Origin of the sequence: Pseudomonas piscis (genome assembly GCF_009380155.1) — a bacterium.
Lineage (GTDB): Bacteria > Pseudomonadota > Gammaproteobacteria > Pseudomonadales > Pseudomonadaceae > Aquipseudomonas > Aquipseudomonas piscis.
Map to the genome: position 1 here is coordinate 761,755 of NZ_WHUV01000003.1, position 15,936 is coordinate 777,690.

The following is a 15,936-nucleotide window of genomic DNA, read 5'->3' on the forward strand; positions in this document are numbered from 1 at the left end:
AACCCATGAATGATGTTCGTCATTGCCCGGCGGTATTGATCGCCGCTCCGGCATCCGGCCAGGGCAAGACCACCGTGACCGCCGCCCTGGCGCGCCTGCACCGTAACCAGGGGCGCAAGGTGCGGGTGTTCAAGTGCGGTCCGGATTTTCTCGATCCGATGATTCTCGAGCGTGCCAGCGGTGCGCTGGTGTACCAGCTGGACATGTGGATGGTGGGCGAGCAGGAAAGTCGCCGCCTGCTGTGGGAGGCCGCCGGCGAGGCCGACCTGATCCTGATCGAGGGCGTCATGGGATTGTTCGATGGCACGCCATCGAGCGCGGACCTGGCACGGCATTTCGGCGTGCCGGTGCTGGGGGTGATCGATGGCACCGCCATGGCCCAGACTTTCGGCGCCCTGGCCCTGGGCCTGGCGCGCTACCAGCCGGACCTGCCGTTCGCCGGCGTGTTGGCCAACCGGGTGGGGACCTTGCGCCATGCGCAACTGCTCGAAGGCAGCCTGACCGAGGGGTTGCGCTGGTATGGAGCCTTGTCCCGGGAAACCTCGATCGAGCTGCCCAGCCGCCATCTGGGCCTGGTCCAGGCCAATGAACTCAATGACCTGGATCTGCGTCTGGATGCCGCTGCCGAGGCCCTGGCCAGCAGTTGCCAGGTGGCGTTGCCGCCGGCGGTGGGGTTTGCCGCGCCGGCCCCGGTGGCCTGCGAGCCGCTGCTGGAGGGCGTGCGGATCGCCGTGGCGCGGGATGAGGCATTCGCCTTCACCTACGGCGCCAGCCTCGACCTGCTGCGGGCCATGGGCGCGCAACTGAGTTTCTTCTCACCGATCCACGATAGTGAGTTGCCGGCGGCCGACAGCCTGTACCTGCCCGGGGGTTACCCCGAGCTGCACCATCAGGCACTCGCCAGCAATAGCGGCATGCTCGCGGCCATCCGCGCCCATCACGCCGCCGGCAAGCCGCTGCTCGCCGAATGCGGCGGGATGCTGTACCTGCTCGATGCCCTGACCGATGTCGAAGGCCAGCGTGCCGAACTCCTGGGGCTGTTGCCCGGCGAGGCGGTGATGCAGAAGCGTCTGGCGGCCCTGGCCTTGCAGGCGGTGGACCTGCCGGAGGGCAGTCTGCGCGGGCATACCTACCATCACTCCCTGACCAGTACCGAGCTTGCGCCCATCGCCCGGGGGGCGAGCCCCAATGGTGGTCGGGGTGCCGAGGCGGTGTATCGCGACGGGCGCATGACCGCCTCCTATGTGCACTTCTACTTCCCATCCAATCCTGTGGCGGTGGCGGCGTTGTTCGCGCCCCGGCCAGGGGTTGCCGAGGGCCTGGCGTGTGACTGAACAGGCGTTTTCCGCGGCCGAGCGCAAGGCGGTCTATCGCGCTATTGCCGAGCGTCGTGACATGCGTCATTTCGCCGGTGGCAGCGTTGCCCCCGAGTTGTTGCAGCGCCTGCTGGAGGCCGCGCACCAGGCCCCCAGCGTTGGCCTGATGCAGCCCTGGCGGTTTATCCGCATCAGTGACCGTGCGCTGCGGGACAACATCCGGCAGTTGGTGGAAGAAGAGCGGGTGCGTACCGCCGAGGCGCTGGGGGAGCGTTCCGACGAGTTCATGAAGCTCAAGGTCGAAGGCATCAACGAGTGCGCCGAATTGCTCGTGGCCGCGTTGATGGACGGCCGGGAACGGCATGTCTTCGGTCGCCGGACCCTGCCGGAAATGGACCTCGCATCCCTGTCCTGCGCGATCCAGAACCTCTGGCTGGCGGCGCGCAGCGAAGGGTTGGGCATGGGTTGGGTATCGCTGTTCGAGCCCCAGGCCCTGGCCAATCTCCTGGGCTTGCCCGAGGGCGCCAAGCCCCTGGCCGTGCTGTGCCTGGGGCCGGTCACCGAGTTCTATGCGGCGCCGATGCTCGCGCTGGAGGGCTGGGCCCAGCCCCGGCCATTGAATGAATTGCTGTATGAAAATTACTGGGGAGTGAGTCAATGAGCGTGGCGTTGCTGAGTGTCGCCGGGGTGGCGCTGGATGCGCTGCTGGGCGAGCCCAAGCGCTGGCATCCACTGGTGGCCTTCGGGCGTTTGGCGGATCGCATCGAGCAACGTTTCAACGCCGCCGGGCGGGGTTGGCGCAGTCATGGCGTCACGGCCTGGGTGCTGGCGGTCCTGCCCCTCACCCTGTTGGCCACGGCCTTGTCCTGGTTCCCCTATATCGGCTGGCTGGTGGAAGTCCTGGCGCTGTATTGCGCTTTGGGGCTGCGCAGCCTTGGCGAGCATGTCGAGCCGGTGGCCCAGGCCCTGCGTAGCGATGACCTGGATGAGGCGCGGCGGCGGGTGGGGTTCCTGGTGAGCCGCCAGACCAGCGAGCTGGATGCCCCCGCCGTGGCGCGCGCGGCCACCGAGTCGGTGCTGGAGAACGGCAGCGACGCGGTGTTCGCCGCCTTGTTCTGGTTCGCCGTGGCCGGTGCGCCAGGGGTGGTGCTCTATCGTCTGAGCAACACCCTGGATGCGATGTGGGGTTACCGCAACGAGCGCTTCGAGCGTTTCGGCTGGGCTGCCGCGCGGATCGATGATCTGCTCAACTATATTCCGGCGCGCCTGGTGGCCCTGACCTATGCCTTGCTGGGCAAGACCCGGCTAGCCTTCAAATGCTGGTATCGCCAGGGGCCGACCTGGGACAGCCCCAATGCCGGTCCGGTGATGGCCGCCGGTGCTGGAGCCCTCGGGGTAGAGCTGGGCGGCCCGGCGATCTATCACGGCGAACTGCACCAGCGCCCGCAATTGGGCGAGGGGGAAGCGGCCAGCGCCGGGTCCATCGATGGTGGCTGGCAGCTGGTGCAGCGTGGGGTATGGCTGTGGTTGCTGATTCTTTGCCTGGGGGCGCAATTCTATGCTTGAGCACGGTGGGCGTTTGCGCAGGGCGGCCCAGGAACATGGCATCGCCGAGGAGGACTGGCTGGACCTGTCCAGCGGCCTGGCCCCCTGGCCTTTCGCGTTGCCGCAGATTCCGCTGCGTGCCTGGGCCCGTCTGCCGGAAACCGACGACGGCCTGGAGCAGGCGGCCTGTGCCTATTACGGCGCCAATGAAGTATTGCCGGTGGCCGGTTCCCAGGCGGCGATCCAACTGCTGCCGCGTTTGCGTCGCACCGGCAAGGTCGGGGTGCTGTCGCCCTGTTATGCCGAGCACGCCGAAGCCTGGCGTCGCAGTGGCTATCGGGTACGCGAGGTGCTGGAGCAGGAAGTCGACTTCTTTCTCGACAGTCTCGATGTGCTGGTGGTGGTCAATCCCAACAATCCCACAGGCCTGAGCCTGAGCCCCGAGCGCCTGCTGGAGTGGCACGCACGCCTGGTCCAGCGCGGTGGCTGGCTGGTGGTGGATGAAGCCTTCATGGACAACACGCCTGAGCTGAGCCTGGCCAGCCATGCCCACCAGGTGGGATTGATCGTCCTGCGTTCGTTCGGCAAGTTCTTCGGCCTGGCCGGGGTGCGCCTGGGATTCGTCCTGGCCGAGCACCGGCTGTTGCGGCTGTTGGCGGAGCAGGTGGGGCCCTGGGCTGTCAGTGGCCCGACCCGGGTCCTGGGGCAGGCTTGCCTGCGGGATGTCGCCGGCCATGCCCGCCAGCGCCAGCGCAGCGAGGCCGCCAGCCAGCAGTTGGTGGCGGTGCTGCAGCGTTACGGCTTCAAGCCCCAGGGCGGTTGCGCGCTATTCCAATGGCTGATCACCGACGAGGCTGAGCGGCTCTATCACTTCATGGCCCGGCGCGGCATTCTCCTGCGCCTGTTCGCCCACAACAGCAGCCTGCGTTTCGGCCTGCCTGCCGACGAGGCCGAGTGCGCTCGCCTGGAGCAGGCCTTGCTGGCTTATCGCAAGGACTACCCATGACCACGCTGATGGTGCAGGGCACCACATCGGACGCGGGCAAGAGCACCCTGGTGACCGCGCTGTGCCGCTGGCTGTTGCGCCAGGGGATCAGTGTGGTGCCGTTCAAGCCGCAGAACATGGCGCTCAACAGCGCAGTGACCGCCGATGGCGGCGAGATCGGCCGGGCCCAGGCGGTCCAGGCCCAGGCCGCCAACCTCGCGCCCCATACCGACATGAACCCGGTGCTGCTCAAGCCCAACAGCGATACGGGCTCCCAGGTGATCATCCATGGCCGTGCGGTGACCACCATGAATGCCGTGGCCTATCACGACTACAAGGCTATCGCCATGCAGGCGGTGCTGGCTTCCCACCAGCGCCTGCGGCAGGCGTACCAGGTGGTGATGGTCGAGGGCGCCGGTTCCCCGGCCGAGATCAACCTGCGGGCCGGCGACATCGCCAACATGGGGTTTGCCGAGGCGGTGGATTGTCCGGTGCTGCTGATCGCCGACATCAATCGTGGCGGGGTGTTCGCCCACCTGGTGGGCACCCTGGAGCTGCTTTCACCCAGCGAGCAGGCGCGGGTCAAGGGCTTCATCATCAACCGCTTTCGCGGCGACATCGCCCTGCTGCAACCGGGCCTGGATTGGCTGGAGCAGCGCACCGGCAAGCCGGTACTCGGGGTGTTGCCCTATGTCATGGACCTGCACCTGGAGGCTGAGGACGGCATCGACCAGCGCCAGGCCGGCAAGGTCGAGCAGCTGCTCAAGGTGGTGGTGCCGGTGCTGCCGCGCATCAGCAACCATACGGACTTCGATCCGCTGCGCCTGCATCCCCAGGTAGACCTGCAATTCATCGGGCCCGGGCAGGCGATACCCGCCGCCGACCTGATCATTCTCCCCGGTTCGAAAAGCGTGCGCGGCGATCTCGCCTACCTGCGCGCCAATGGCTGGGAGCAGGCCATCGCCCGGCACCTGCGCTACGGCGGCAAGCTCCTGGGTATCTGCGGCGGCCTGCAGATGCTCGGCGAGCAATTGCACGATCCACTGGGCCTGGAAGGTGCAGCGGGCTCCAGCCCGGGCCTTGGCCTGTTGGCTTTCGAAACCGTGCTGGAAGCGCAAAAGCAGCTGCGTAACGTCAGTGGACGCCTGACCTTGGAAGACGCTGCGGTCAGCGGCTACGAGATCCATGCCGGAGTCAGTCGTGGCCCAGCCCTGGAACAGGCGGCAGTGCGCCTGGACGATGGTCGCAGCGACGGCGCCCGCAGTGCCGACGGGCAGATCCTCGCCACCTACCTGCACGGCCTGTTCGAGACGCCAGCGGCCTGCGGCGCGCTGTTGCGCTGGGCCGGCCTGGAGGATGTCCAGCAGGTGGATTACCACGGCCTGCGCGAGCGCGATATCGAACGTCTGGCGGACCTGGTGGAGCGCCACCTGGATACCGCCGCATTGCGCCGGCTTTGTGGCCTGTAGGCACGCAGCCGTGTGCGGTTTTCTTTTCAGAGGTGCCCAAGCATGTTGCAACTGATCCTCGGTGGTGCCCGCTCCGGCAAGAGCCGCCTGGCCGAGAAACTGGCCAACGACAGTGCGCTGGAAGTGACCTATATCGCCACCAGCCAACCGTTGGACGGCGAGATGAACCAGCGTATCGCCCATCATCGCGAACGCCGTCCGGCGCATTGGGGGCTGGTCGAAGAGCCCCTGGAGCTGGCCCGGGTACTGCGCCAGGCGGCCAGTCCGGGGCGCTGCCTGTTGGTGGACTGCCTGACCCTGTGGCTGACCAACCTGCTGATGCTCGAAGACCAGCAGCGCCTTTCTGCCGAGCGCGAGGCCTTGCTGCAATGCGTGGCCGAGTTGCCGGGAGACATTATCTTTGTCAGCAACGAGACCGGAATGGGTGTCGTGCCGCTGGGCGAATTGACTCGCCGCTATGTGGATGAAGCCGGTTGGCTGCATCAGGCCCTGGCCGAGCGCTGTCAGCGAGTGGTGCTGACGGTGGCTGGCCTGCCCCTGACTTTGAAAGGACCCGCGTTATGAGCAATTCCTGGTGGCAGAATCCGTGCAAGTCCATCGCTAGCCAAGTGGTGGAGCAGGCCCTGGCCCGGCAGCAGCAGCTGACCAAACCGGCCGGCTCGCTGGGCCAGTTGGAGCCGCTGGCCGTGCGCCTGGCGGGCTTGCAAGGCCGGCTCAAGCCCGCCATCGAGCAGTTGTGGATCACCATCTTCGCCGGTGATCACGGGGTGGTGGCCGAAGGTGTGTCGGCCTATCCGCAGGAAGTGACCGGCCAGATGCTGCTGAACTTCGTCAATGGTGGCGCCGCGATCAGCGTGCTGGCCCGCCAGTTGGCGGCGCAGCTGGAAGTGGTGGACCTGGGCACTGTGACGCCGAACCTGGAGCTGCCTGGAGTGCGCCACCTGAACCTGGGGCTGGGCACGGCGAACTTCCTCCAGGGCCCGGCCATGACCCGGGCCCAGCTCGAGCAAGCGCTGCAGGCCGGTCGTGATAGTGCGCTACGTGCCCATGGGCAGGGCGCCCAGTTGTTCATCGGTGGGGAAATGGGGATCGGCAATACCACGGCCGCCAGCGCCATCGCCTGCGCCTTGCTGGACATTCCGGTAACGCAGCTGGCCGGGCCAGGTACCGGGCTGAACGCCGCGGGCGTCAGCCACAAGGCCCAGGTCATCGAGCGAGCCCTTGCCTTGCACCAGGGGGCACGCGGTGATGCCTGGCAAGCGCTGCAAGACCTTGGCGGTTTCGAGCTCGCGGCCTTGGCCGGCGCCTACCTGGCCTGTGCCCAGGAGGGCATCGCGGTGCTGGTGGACGGCTTCATTTGCAGCGTCGCGGCACTGGTAGCGGTGCGTTTGAATCCAGGCTGCCGCCCCTGGTTGCTGTTCGCCCACCAGGGCGCCGAACCTGGGCACCGGCATGTGCTGCAAGTGCTCGAGGCCGATCCGTTGCTGGACCTGGGCCTGCGCCTTGGAGAAGGCAGTGGTGCGGCGCTGGCGGTGCCCTTGCTGCGCCTGGCCTGCGACCTGCACGGGCAGATGGCGACTTTCGCCGAAGCGGCCGTGGCGGATCGTCCGGCATGACCTTGCGCCTGGACCTTCTGCGCCACGGTGAGACCGAGTCTGGTGGTGGCTTGCGTGGCAGCCTGGACGACGCCTTGACCGAGCGGGGCTGGCAGCAGATGCATGCCGGGGTTGAGGGGCGCGGCCCCTGGGACCTGGTGGTCAGCTCGCCGTTGCAGCGTTGCGCAAGTTTTGCCGAGCAACTGACGGCGCGCCTGCAACTGCCGCTGGTGCTGGAACCGGGTCTCAAGGAGCTGCACTTCGGTGACTGGGAAGGGCGGAGCACGGCAGCCCTGATGCAAACCGACGCCGAGGGCCTGGGGCGTTTCTGGTCCGACCCCTATGGTTTCACCCCGCCTGGAGGCGAGCCGGTAGAGTGCTTTTCACAACGGGTGTTGGCAGCGGTCGACAGCCTGTACCAGGCCCATGCCGGGCGGCGGGTGCTGCTGATCAGCCATGGCGGTGTGATGCGCTTGTTGTTGGCCAGGGCCCGTGGGCTGCCCCGTGAGCAATTGCTGAATGTCGAAGTGGGCCATGGTGCCTGGTTCGGCCTGACAGTGGCTGCGGGACGGATGAGCGAGGAGGGCTGAGATGCTGCCATTCTGGATTGCCTTGCAGTTCCTCAGCAGCTTGCCGATCCGCCTGCCGGGCATGCCGCAGCCCGAGCAACTGGGGCGCTCGTTGTTGTTCTATCCGCTGGTGGGGTTGCTGTTCGGTGTCTTGCTGTGGGCACTGAATGCCTTGCTCAGTGGCGCTGCGCCGCTGCTGCACGCAGCCTTGTTGCTGGCTGCCTGGGTCTTGCTCAGCGGCGGACTGCACCTGGATGGTCTGGCCGATAGCGCCGACGCCTGGCTGGGCGGCTTCGGTGATCGCGAGCGCACCCTGAGCATCATGAAGGATCCGCGCAGCGGGCCGATTGCCGTGGTTACCCTGGTCCTGGTCCTGCTGCTCAAGTTCGCGGCGCTGGTGGCCCTGATCGAGCAGCAACAAGCTGTGGCTCTGCTACTGGCGCCGTTGATCGGACGCGCGGCCTTGCTTGGCCTGTTCCTCAGTACGCCCTATGTGCGTGCCGGCGGTCTGGGCCAGGCCCTGGCCGATCATTTGCCACGCCTGGCGGGCAGGCAAGTGCTGGCCCTGAGTGTCCTGGGTTGCCTGTTGCTGGGGGGATACCACGGCTTGTTGGCGCTGTTGCTGGCCCTCGTGGTGTTCTGCTGGTTGCGTCAACTGATGCTGCAGCGCTTGGGCGGTACCACCGGGGATACCGCCGGCGCCTTGCTGGAGTTGCTGGAGACCGCGGTACTGCTGGCCCTGGCGCTATCCTGAGGCGAGCGCCGAGCAGCATTTTTATTGAAAACAGTTGTCCTGGAATTTTCGCGGGTATATACACGTATCATGCTTCCCTCCCAATGTTTGTGCACCAACCTGCGTCGCGCCGCGCGTGGCGTCAGCAGGTTCTACGACGGCGCCCTCGATGGCTTCGGGATCAACGTCGCCCAGTATTCCTTGCTGAACAACCTGCTGCGCCTCGAGCAGCCGAGTATCTCCAGCCTGGCCGAGGCCATGGGCCTGGATCGCAGTACCCTGGGGCGTAATGTTCGGGTATTGGAGGCCTCGGGTCTGGTGCGCCTGACCGAGGGTGACGATCAGCGCAATCGCCTGGTGCAGCTGACCGAGGCGGGGCATGAATGCCTGGCTGCGGCCTTGCCGGCTTGGGAAGCGGCCCAGCAGCGACTGATCGATCGCCTGGGGGTGGAAAAGCGTGAAACCCTGTTGGCCTTGCTGAACGAACTGGCCTGAGGCCGGTTCGTTCGAATATAAGCGGGTATATACCCGTAGACGGAGAATAAAAATGTCATCGATGTGGCGTACCAGCAGTTGGGTACTTCTTGGCAGCGCGTTGATCCTGGCCTTGTCGCTGGGGATCAGGCATGGCTTCGGCCTGTTCCTGCCGCCCATGAGTGCGCAGTTCGGTTGGGGGCGCGAGGTCTTCGCCTTCGCCATTGCCTTGCAGAACCTGATCTGGGGCCTGGCCCAGCCATTCACCGGGGCACTGGCCGATCGCTTCGGTGCGGCGAAGGTAGTACTTATCGGCGGCGTGCTGTACGCCGTGGGCCTGGCGTGCATGGGGATGGCGGACTCGCCCTTGTCGCTGTCCCTGAGCGCCGGGCTGCTGATCGGTATTGGCCTGTCCGGTACTTCGTTCTCGGTGATCCTGGGTGTGGTTGGCCGCGCGCTGCCGCCGGAGAAGCGCAGCATGGGCATGGGCCTGGCCAGCGCTGCCGGTTCCTTCGGCCAGTTCGCCATGCTGCCGGGCACCCTGGGCCTGATCGGCTGGCTGGGCTGGTCGGCGGCGCTGCTGGTGCTGGGTGTGCTGGTGGCGCTGATCGTGCCGCTGGTGAGCATGCTCAAGGACAAACCGCTGCCCGCCCATGGGCATGAGCAGAGCCTGATGGAGGCATTGCGCGAGGCTTGTTCCCACTCAGGGTTCTGGTTGCTGGCCTTCGGCTTTTTCGTCTGTGGTTTCCAGGTGGTGTTCATCGGTGTGCATTTGCCGGCCTACCTGGTGGACCAGCATTTGCCGGCTACCGTGGGTACCACGGTGCTGGCGCTGATCGGCCTGTTCAATATCTTCGGGACCTACACCGCTGGCTGGTTGGGTGGGCGCCTCTCCAAGCCGCGTTTGCTCACGGGCCTGTACCTGCTGCGAGCGGTGGTGATCATGCTGTTTTTATGGGTGCCGGTGACCCAGGCCAGCGCCTACCTGTTCGGCATGGCCATGGGGTTTCTCTGGCTGTCCACGGTGCCTTTGACCAACGGTACGGTGGCGACCCTGTTCGGGGTGCGGAATCTGTCGATGCTTGGCGGGATCGTGTTCCTGTTCCACCAGCTGGGTTCGTTCCTCGGTGGTTGGCTGGGCGGCGTGGTGTACGACCGGACCGGCAGCTACGACCTGATCTGGCAGGTGGCGATCCTCCTCAGCTTGCTGGCCGCGGCGCTCAACTGGCCGGTACGTGAGCGCCCGGTGGCGCGCCTGCAGGCCAGCGCCGCATGAAGGTGCGCATTGGATGGTGGGTCGGCCTGGGCTTGGTCGCCTTGTCATTGCTGCTGGCCTGGTGGGGCTGGCAGCGCAGTGGAATGGCGCTGATGCAATTGGGCATGGGCGCTTGCTAGTCGCTGACAGGGGCGAGTAACGTCGAGGCCTGACGACTTTTCAAGGACACCTGACATGGCTATGCGCTGGTTTGCCGTTCCAGTTTTGCTCGCGGCCTTTGCCGGCTCCACCTGGGCCGCCGATTGTCCGGCGTTGTTGCAGGGCTCGTTGCCCAAGTTGCGCGCCAAGGAATCCATCGATCTGTGCCAGCGGTTCGCTGGCAAGCCGCTGGTGGTGGTCAACACGGCGAGCTTTTGCGGGTTCGCCCCTCAGTTCAAGGGGCTCGAGGCCTTGTACCAGCGCTACAAGGACCAGGGATTGGAGGTAGTGGGAGTGCCGTCCAACGACTTCAAGCAAGAGTCCAAGGACGGCGCCGAAACCGCCAAGGTCTGCTATGTCAATTACGGCGTGACCTTCACCATGACCGAGCCACAGAAGGTCAAGGGCGCGGATGCGGTGCACCTGTTCAAGGTGCTGGCGCAGCAGAGCAGCGCGCCGAAGTGGAATTTCTACAAGTACGTGGTGGATCGCCAGGGCAAGGTAGTCGCCAATTTCTCCAGCTTGACCAAGCCGGATGACCCGGAGTTGCTCGAGGCGGTGGAGAAGGCATTGGCGTCGGGGTCTTGATTAGCCGTTCGGCAAAGTAGAAAGCCCCGGATCCGTGAGGATGCCGGGGCTTTCTGCATTCGATAACTCAGGTCTACGCCTGAGGTCGAATGTTAGAAGCGGTAGGTCGCGCCAAGACCGAAACCATTCGCGCTGTTTTCGTACTCGGCGTTGTAGGTCTGGCCGAGTGCGTTGCGGCGGTTGATGCTGACCTTTTCTTCCTTGAGGTAGGAGTAGGCCACATCGATGGTCAGGTCATCGGTCGGGCTCCAGCCTGCACCCACACTGAAGATGGTCCGGTCGCCAGTAGGGATGCGCGGCGAACGGTCAGTGTTGTTGGTGGGAGCCTGGTCGAAGCTCAGGCCGGTACGCAGGACCCATTGCTTGTTGAGCTGATAGGAGGTGCCCAGTGCGTAGGCCCAGGTGTCATGCCAGTTCTGATCTTCCTTGATGGTGCTCAGGCCGGCAGGGGCGAAGGCGCCGCCGTTGGCGCGGGTGACGCCTTCGTTCTTGACGGTGATGTCCTTCAGGCGGCTCCAGCGAGTCCAGGTGGCGCCTGCATAGACTTTCCAGGCGTCGTTCAGGTCCTGAGTGACGGACAGGTCGTAGGACTCGGGAGTGGTGACCTTGAGGGATGCGTCGTAGCGTTCGCTTTTCAGCACCGAGAACGGGGTGCCGGCACCAGCAGTACCTGCACCTGCGTAGACGTCAGTATGGCCTTCCAGCTTGTAGTCGACCTTGGAGTGGTAGGTCAGGCCGACACGGGTAGTGTCGGTGGCTTGTACCAGCACGCCGATGTTGTAGCCCAGGGCTGTATCGTCACCCTTGATCTTGACGTTACTGGTGTTGCGGGAAAGTGGCGGCTGCAAGGCAGATTCCAGCACGCCGGAAATGCGGTTGATGGTCGGGCCAAAACCGATCGAGACCTTGTCGTTGAAGGCATAGCTGACGGTCGGTTGCAGGGTAATGACCTTGACGTCGCTCTTGCTGCCGAAGTTGCGACCTTGGAAGTCGTTTTCATAGTCGGTCACAAGGCCGAACGGCGCGTAGACACCCAGGCCGAATGCCCAGTGCTCATCGATGGGCTTGACGTAGAAGCCCAGTGGCACCGCTGTGAAAGGAACCATGTCCCCTTTGTTGGTGCCGGTCTGAGTACCGCTGGTGTGCTTGATGTCGGTGCTTGCGTCGATGGCAGCGACACCTACGGTGACTTGTTGCTGTTTCAGACGGGACATACCGGCAGGGTTGCCATAGACAGTGCTTGCGTCATCGGCGGCGGAAGAACGGCCGGCAAAACCGGTACCCATGCCACTGATGCTTTGTTCGTTGAGGGCGAAGCCGCTGGCGAAGATCTGGCTGGACGCCATCGCGACGGCGAGGCCAATGGTGGATTTGAGCATTACTTTTTTCATTATTAGAACTCCTGGTGATCACCGAGGCGAAAATTACCAACATTTCTGCCTCGGCGCTATAGGCTGCAATAGTTGATCTAGAGCGGTTTTGTAGGACAATCCGACCAAAATCAGGCTTTTTCTCTGATCTTGTAAAAGTCGTCGTCAGCAGGCCACCTGGCTCAGTGGTGAAACACAGGTTTGCCAGGCATAGGTGAAGTCTCTTAAACGTCCTTGTGGTTGAAAGGTCTTCCTCCAGATGCGGGCCATGCCGAGCAAATCGTCGGCAGCGGGTAGCGCGGTGTGCTGTTCTTCCACCAGCAACCAGGCGATCGCCGTGGCGTAGCGCAGGTTGACGGTCAGTTCCAGGTGCGGTCCGCTGAGAAACGCGTGCTGGCTGGCCAATCCGCGAACCAGACTAGCTCGTTCCGGGTCCAGCGCCAGGTAATGGTCCCAGAGGGCCCGGTGACGTGGTTCGGTGATGCGGTACAGCCCATGGCCACGGCGATCGTGCAGCGCCGAACCCAGCTCCGACTGGCTGGCGGCGATGCCCAATAACAAGGCTTCAGCGGTTTTGCTATGGCTACCCAGGTACATCAGCGTTGGGCGTATCACATAGCGGCACAACTCGCTGGCGGCGATACCCATAAAGCCCTCGAGGATTGAAAATGGCCGGCGAAACCTGAAGGCGCTTGGCAGCTAATGAATGATCAGGTTTGCCGGAAGCGGTTCAGGCCGCTTGAGTTGAAGTGTAGTGTCATATCTGTGCTGTAAAGGCCTGTTTTTAAAATATTTCCGTTCCCTTGTTATAAGCCTTATATCGATTGGTACTTTGATCGCTCGAAGCCGCCGATAAATCACAAGTCATAAAAAAGCCCCGCATAGTGGCGGGGCTTCGGGCTTTTCGGCGGTTGCCGGATCAGGCCACCAGGGCCTGGCGCGTGCGCTCGATCACGGCCTGCAGCGGCTCGGCGCTGGAGTACTGGTCGGGATACAGGCGTTCGCTGTGACGGGCGATTCCATGTTCGTTGACCAGGGTGAAGCTGAAACCGTTTTTGCGGGTTGCCATGATCAGGCAGTTCAGTGGTGCAAAAGCGTTGGTCAGGGTACGAATGGCATTCTGGGTCTGGATTTGAGTAGACATAATTATTGTTCCTACAAATGACACGGATAAGAGCCGTGCAACGTTAAAACGTTCCAGTGACGCTGGCCGCCAAGGGCCGGGCGAAGAACCTGTCTGGAACAAAGCAGCCAGTTTGCAGCGCTTTGATTACAGTTGCGCTAAGGCTGGCAGGTAGGTACTTAGGAGGTCAGGCAGCACAACAAGGGCAGAGGTTCTGGGCCCAGGGTGAAGATCCTGATCAATTTGCAGGTTGGTTCGGTCAGAGTAAGGAGCTCACTCGCGGCCTGGAGAATTTTCCAAGGACGCTGCAGTGGTGAGTGTTACCTGGAAACCAGCGAGATGGTCGGTCCTGGATGTTGGCGTGCTGCTCGTTTCGAGGTGCTGCCGACGGGACTTGTTCGACCAGAATTGACTTTCAGCTTGGTACTAACGGCGCGAATTGTATTGAGTTGAAGGGCGGAACGCAAGTGTGCTAGGTGAATTTTTATCGAGAGTCGGGAAACCGGCGGTGTAACCCCCAGCTTGGGGTGTGTACGAAAAGAGTGCGTTGCCAGCGTCAATTTCAACACGGTTGTGCACACTTATCGCGCAGCGTGTCACCCGCTTGTCACCTTGCCTGAAGTTAGCCCCTTAGCCTGTCTCGAGAATTTAAGTCAATGAAAAACATCGCTTTTTTTTGCTGGTGAAAAAATCGTCAGTTTGACTGGAAGGCCCGTCTCATGGGGCTTTGCGAGGGTTGAAGAGGGGTTGTCCACTGAGTTATCCACAGCTTCTGTGGATTGTCCCAAGCGCTTGCTCTAGGACGGGCGTGCTGGGTCTTTTGGGCTTTACCCGGGCGAAAAAAGGAGTAGAGTGGCGCGCCTTCCGATCTGCCCCCACAGTGCTTTATGAAGTTTCGCTCAGTATCACCCTCTGTTACCGCAACCTCTGAAAGTGTTACCGAACCCAAGCGTTTCTCCCTGCGGGTTGCCCTGTGGTTGCTGGACAATCCGCGTCTTGGACATAGCTCCAGCGTCAAGCACTTTGCCGGACGCCTGCTCAAGCAGCCGGCCCGCCAAGGCGTAGTCGCCGCGCAGAGCCGGCTGGGTCAGTTGATGTGCCGCGAATGCGGTAATGCCCGGGACCGCCGTATCGGTCATGACCTGCTGCGCCAGGCGGCTCGCGCCGGCGACCGTAGCGCCCAGCAAGAGCTGGGTCGGATCGAAGACTGAGCTGTCCAACCCCTGGCGGCTTGGTTAACCTTCATTTCTTTTCTGGATGTCAGGACTCGCTATGGCTATGGACTTGACCAGCATCTTGCTTGGCCTGGCGGCGGCTGCGGTGCCATTGCTGGCATTGGCCTGGCAACTGCAGCGGCGTGCCAGTTCCAGCCAAGCTGACCTGTCCCTGCTGGAAGAACGCCTGGCCACTGCCCAGATGGCCCAGGAAGGGCTGATGGCGCAACTGGATGCCAGTCGCGATGAAGTCAGCGATCTGAGCCAGGCCAACGCCCTCAAGCAGGCGGACCTGGCGGCTCTGGGACGTGAGGTGGAGCTGTTGCAGATCGAGCGTGACAACGCCCGTGATGCGGCCCACGCCTGGAGCCTGGAGCGCGCTGCCAAGGAACACGAATTGCGCCGGCTGGATGCCCAGGCGGCATCGCTGGCCGCTGAGCTGCGCGAGCAGCAGGACAGCCATCAACAACGTCTCACGGATCTGCAGGGCTCCCGCGACGAACTGCGCGCCCAGTTCGCCGAGCTGGCGGGCAAGATCTTCGATGAGCGTGAACAGCGCTTCGCCGAAACCAGCCAACAGCGCCTGGGGCAGTTGCTGGATCCGCTGAAGGATCGTATCCAGGCTTTCGAGAAGCGCGTGGAGGAGAGTTATCAGTCTGAGGCCCGCGAGCGGTTTTCCCTGGCCAAGGAGCTGGAGCGCCTGCAGCAGTTGAACCTGCGCTTGAGCGATGAGGCCACCAACCTGACCCGCGCCCTCAAGGGCCAGAAAACCCAGGGCAACTGGGGCGAGCTAATCCTCGAGCGGGTGCTGGAGCATGCCGGCCTGGAAAAGGGCCGCGAATACCAGACCCAGGTCAGCCTCAAGGGCCCGGATGGCGAGCGATTCCAGCCCGATGTGCTGATCATGCTGCCCGGCGACAAGCAGGTGGTGGTGGATTCCAAGGTCAGCCTCACGGCTTATCAGCAGTATGTGGGCTGTGACGACCCACAGGTCGCCCAGGCCGCCCTGAAGCAGCACGTGCTGTCCCTGCGCAATCACGTCAAGGGCTTGGCCGGCAAGGACTACAAGCGCCTGGAAGGCTTGCACAGCCTGGATTTCGTGCTGTTGTTCGTACCGGTCGAAGGCGCTTTTTCCGCGGCATTGCAGGCCGAGCCCAATCTGTTCCAGGAAGCCTTCGACCGGCATATCGTGATCGTCAGCCCGACCACCTTGCTCGCTACCTTGCGGGTGATCGACAGCCTGTGGAAACAGGAGCGCCAGAGTCAGAACGCGCGGGAAATCGCCGAGCGGGCGGGCTGGCTGTACGACAAGTTCGTGCTGTTCATCCAGGACCTGGATGAGGTCGGCAATCGTTTGCAGCAGTTGGACAAGGCCTACGCGGCGGCACGCAACAAGCTGACCGAGGGTCGCGGCAACCTGATCAGCCGCAGCGAGCAGCTCAAGCTGCTCGGCGCGCGTGCCAGCAAGAGCTTGCCGGCGGACCTGCTGGAGCGGGCCATGACCGATGCCGATGGCCGCGAGCTGGAACTGCCGGACTGAG

The 15,936-nt window shown here is 63.7% G+C and carries 18 protein-coding genes; 15 read left to right on the top strand and 3 right to left on the bottom strand.

Annotated features, from left to right (window positions below):
• The first annotated feature begins 5 nt into the window (after window positions 1–5).
• From GDH07_RS20520 to GDH07_RS20575, 13 genes are all read left to right on the top strand, one after another.
• Window positions 6–1,334: a cobyrinic acid a,c-diamide synthase CobB gene (locus GDH07_RS20520; RefSeq protein ID WP_152898714.1), complete on the top strand. Its 1,329-nt coding sequence runs from the start codon at window positions 6–8 to the stop codon at window positions 1,332–1,334.
• A complete protein-coding gene (gene bluB / locus GDH07_RS20525) occupies window positions 1,327–1,977 on the top strand; it encodes a 5,6-dimethylbenzimidazole synthase (RefSeq protein WP_343038299.1) in 651 nt (216 codons plus the stop codon). Before GDH07_RS20520 ends, bluB begins: the two co-directional genes overlap by 8 nt.
• Entirely contained in the window at window positions 1,974–2,882 is a 909-nt protein-coding gene (cbiB, locus tag GDH07_RS20530) for an adenosylcobinamide-phosphate synthase CbiB (RefSeq protein ID WP_103326528.1), read from the top strand. Before bluB ends, cbiB begins: the two co-directional genes overlap by 4 nt.
• On the top strand, window positions 2,875–3,867 hold the full coding sequence (gene cobD, locus GDH07_RS20535) for a threonine-phosphate decarboxylase CobD (protein ID WP_152898717.1): 993 nt from the start codon (window positions 2,875–2,877) through the stop codon (window positions 3,865–3,867). Before cbiB ends, cobD begins: the two co-directional genes overlap by 8 nt.
• Window positions 3,864–5,315, top strand: coding sequence for a cobyric acid synthase (locus GDH07_RS20540; RefSeq protein ID WP_152898719.1), 1,452 nt, complete (start codon window positions 3,864–3,866; stop codon window positions 5,313–5,315). Before cobD ends, GDH07_RS20540 begins: the two co-directional genes overlap by 4 nt.
• Before the next feature lie 42 nt (window positions 5,316–5,357).
• On the top strand, window positions 5,358–5,879 hold the full coding sequence (gene cobU, locus GDH07_RS20545; protein WP_022640220.1) for a bifunctional adenosylcobinamide kinase/adenosylcobinamide-phosphate guanylyltransferase: 522 nt from the start codon (window positions 5,358–5,360) through the stop codon (window positions 5,877–5,879).
• The gene (gene cobT, locus GDH07_RS20550; protein WP_152898720.1) at window positions 5,876–6,931 is read left to right on the top strand and encodes a nicotinate-nucleotide--dimethylbenzimidazole phosphoribosyltransferase; all 1,056 of its coding nucleotides are present in this window, start codon (window positions 5,876–5,878) and stop codon (window positions 6,929–6,931) included. The genes cobU and cobT overlap by 4 nt, the downstream gene beginning before the upstream one ends.
• Window positions 6,928–7,500, top strand: a complete 573-nt coding sequence (cobC, locus tag GDH07_RS20555; protein ID WP_152898722.1) for an alpha-ribazole phosphatase family protein — start codon at window positions 6,928–6,930, stop codon at window positions 7,498–7,500. Before cobT ends, cobC begins: the two co-directional genes overlap by 4 nt.
• A 1-nt stretch (window position 7,501) precedes the next feature.
• A complete protein-coding gene (locus GDH07_RS20560; RefSeq protein ID WP_085596843.1) occupies window positions 7,502–8,233 on the top strand; it encodes an adenosylcobinamide-GDP ribazoletransferase in 732 nt (243 codons plus the stop codon).
• 69 nt (window positions 8,234–8,302) lie between these two features.
• The gene (locus GDH07_RS20565) at window positions 8,303–8,707 is read left to right on the top strand and encodes a MarR family winged helix-turn-helix transcriptional regulator (protein WP_152898724.1); all 405 of its coding nucleotides are present in this window, start codon (window positions 8,303–8,305) and stop codon (window positions 8,705–8,707) included.
• Between the two features lie 52 nt (window positions 8,708–8,759).
• Window positions 8,760–9,962 carry an MFS transporter gene (locus tag GDH07_RS20570; protein WP_031320305.1) on the top strand — a complete coding sequence of 401 codons (1,203 nt, stop codon included), beginning with the start codon at window positions 8,760–8,762 and terminating at the stop codon, window positions 9,960–9,962.
• The gene (locus GDH07_RS32740; protein ID WP_256578573.1) at window positions 9,959–10,081 is read left to right on the top strand and encodes a hypothetical protein; all 123 of its coding nucleotides are present in this window, start codon (window positions 9,959–9,961) and stop codon (window positions 10,079–10,081) included. The genes GDH07_RS20570 and GDH07_RS32740 overlap by 4 nt, the downstream gene beginning before the upstream one ends.
• Window positions 10,082–10,136: 55 nt before the next feature.
• Complete coding sequence (locus GDH07_RS20575; protein WP_022640211.1) at window positions 10,137–10,688, top strand: glutathione peroxidase; 552 nt, start codon at window positions 10,137–10,139, stop codon at window positions 10,686–10,688.
• A 92-nt stretch (window positions 10,689–10,780) separates the two neighbouring features.
• Here the strand turns inward: GDH07_RS20575 and GDH07_RS20580 are convergent, their stop codons facing one another.
• The 3 genes from GDH07_RS20580 to GDH07_RS20590 form a co-directional block, all read right to left on the bottom strand.
• Window positions 10,781–12,079 carry an OmpP1/FadL family transporter gene (locus GDH07_RS20580; RefSeq protein ID WP_152898725.1) on the bottom strand — a complete coding sequence of 433 codons (1,299 nt, stop codon included), beginning with the start codon at window positions 12,077–12,079 and terminating at the stop codon, window positions 10,781–10,783.
• Between the two features lie 144 nt (window positions 12,080–12,223).
• Window positions 12,224–12,706: a hypothetical protein gene (locus GDH07_RS20585; RefSeq protein ID WP_053133326.1), complete on the bottom strand. Its 483-nt coding sequence runs from the start codon at window positions 12,704–12,706 to the stop codon at window positions 12,224–12,226.
• 271 nt (window positions 12,707–12,977) lie between these two features.
• A complete protein-coding gene (locus tag GDH07_RS20590; protein WP_022640209.1) occupies window positions 12,978–13,202 on the bottom strand; it encodes a hypothetical protein in 225 nt (74 codons plus the stop codon).
• 866 nt (window positions 13,203–14,068) lie between these two features.
• Here GDH07_RS20590 and GDH07_RS20595 point away from each other — a divergent pair.
• A complete protein-coding gene (locus GDH07_RS20595; protein ID WP_083456928.1) occupies window positions 14,069–14,392 on the top strand; it encodes an SEL1-like repeat protein in 324 nt (107 codons plus the stop codon).
• A gap of 175 nt (window positions 14,393–14,567) precedes the next feature.
• Window positions 14,568–15,935 (top strand): DNA recombination protein RmuC, encoded by a 1,368-nt coding sequence (locus tag GDH07_RS20600; RefSeq protein WP_174435365.1) that lies wholly within the window; start codon window positions 14,568–14,570, stop codon window positions 15,933–15,935.
• Window position 15,936: the final 1 nt, after the last annotated feature.

Excerpts from the sequence above, each read along its gene's own strand:
- GDH07_RS20520 (WP_152898714.1), top strand. The coding sequence starts at position 6 with ATGAATGATGTTCGTCATTGCCCGGCGGTATTGATCGCCGCTCCGGCA.
- cbiB (WP_103326528.1), top strand. The coding sequence starts at position 1,974 with ATGAGCGTGGCGTTGCTGAGTGTCGCCGGGGTGGCGCTGGATGCGCTG.
- cobD (WP_152898717.1), top strand. The coding sequence starts at position 2,875 with ATGCTTGAGCACGGTGGGCGTTTGCGCAGGGCGGCCCAGGAACATGGC.
- GDH07_RS20540 (WP_152898719.1), top strand. The coding sequence starts at position 3,864 with ATGACCACGCTGATGGTGCAGGGCACCACATCGGACGCGGGCAAGAGC.
- cobU (WP_022640220.1), top strand. The coding sequence starts at position 5,358 with ATGTTGCAACTGATCCTCGGTGGTGCCCGCTCCGGCAAGAGCCGCCTG.
- cobT (WP_152898720.1), top strand. The coding sequence starts at position 5,876 with ATGAGCAATTCCTGGTGGCAGAATCCGTGCAAGTCCATCGCTAGCCAA.
- cobC (WP_152898722.1), top strand. The coding sequence starts at position 6,928 with ATGACCTTGCGCCTGGACCTTCTGCGCCACGGTGAGACCGAGTCTGGT.
- GDH07_RS20560 (WP_085596843.1), top strand. The coding sequence starts at position 7,502 with ATGCTGCCATTCTGGATTGCCTTGCAGTTCCTCAGCAGCTTGCCGATC.
- GDH07_RS20565 (WP_152898724.1), top strand. The coding sequence starts at position 8,303 with ATGCTTCCCTCCCAATGTTTGTGCACCAACCTGCGTCGCGCCGCGCGT.
- GDH07_RS20570 (WP_031320305.1), top strand. The coding sequence starts at position 8,760 with ATGTCATCGATGTGGCGTACCAGCAGTTGGGTACTTCTTGGCAGCGCG.
- GDH07_RS32740 (WP_256578573.1), top strand. The coding sequence starts at position 9,959 with ATGAAGGTGCGCATTGGATGGTGGGTCGGCCTGGGCTTGGTCGCCTTG.
- GDH07_RS20575 (WP_022640211.1), top strand. The coding sequence starts at position 10,137 with ATGGCTATGCGCTGGTTTGCCGTTCCAGTTTTGCTCGCGGCCTTTGCC.
- GDH07_RS20580 (WP_152898725.1), bottom strand. The coding sequence starts at position 12,079 with ATGAAAAAAGTAATGCTCAAATCCACCATTGGCCTCGCCGTCGCGATG.
- GDH07_RS20585 (WP_053133326.1), bottom strand. The coding sequence starts at position 12,706 with ATGGGTATCGCCGCCAGCGAGTTGTGCCGCTATGTGATACGCCCAACG.
- GDH07_RS20590 (WP_022640209.1), bottom strand. The coding sequence starts at position 13,202 with ATGTCTACTCAAATCCAGACCCAGAATGCCATTCGTACCCTGACCAAC.
- GDH07_RS20595 (WP_083456928.1), top strand. The coding sequence starts at position 14,069 with ATGAAGTTTCGCTCAGTATCACCCTCTGTTACCGCAACCTCTGAAAGT.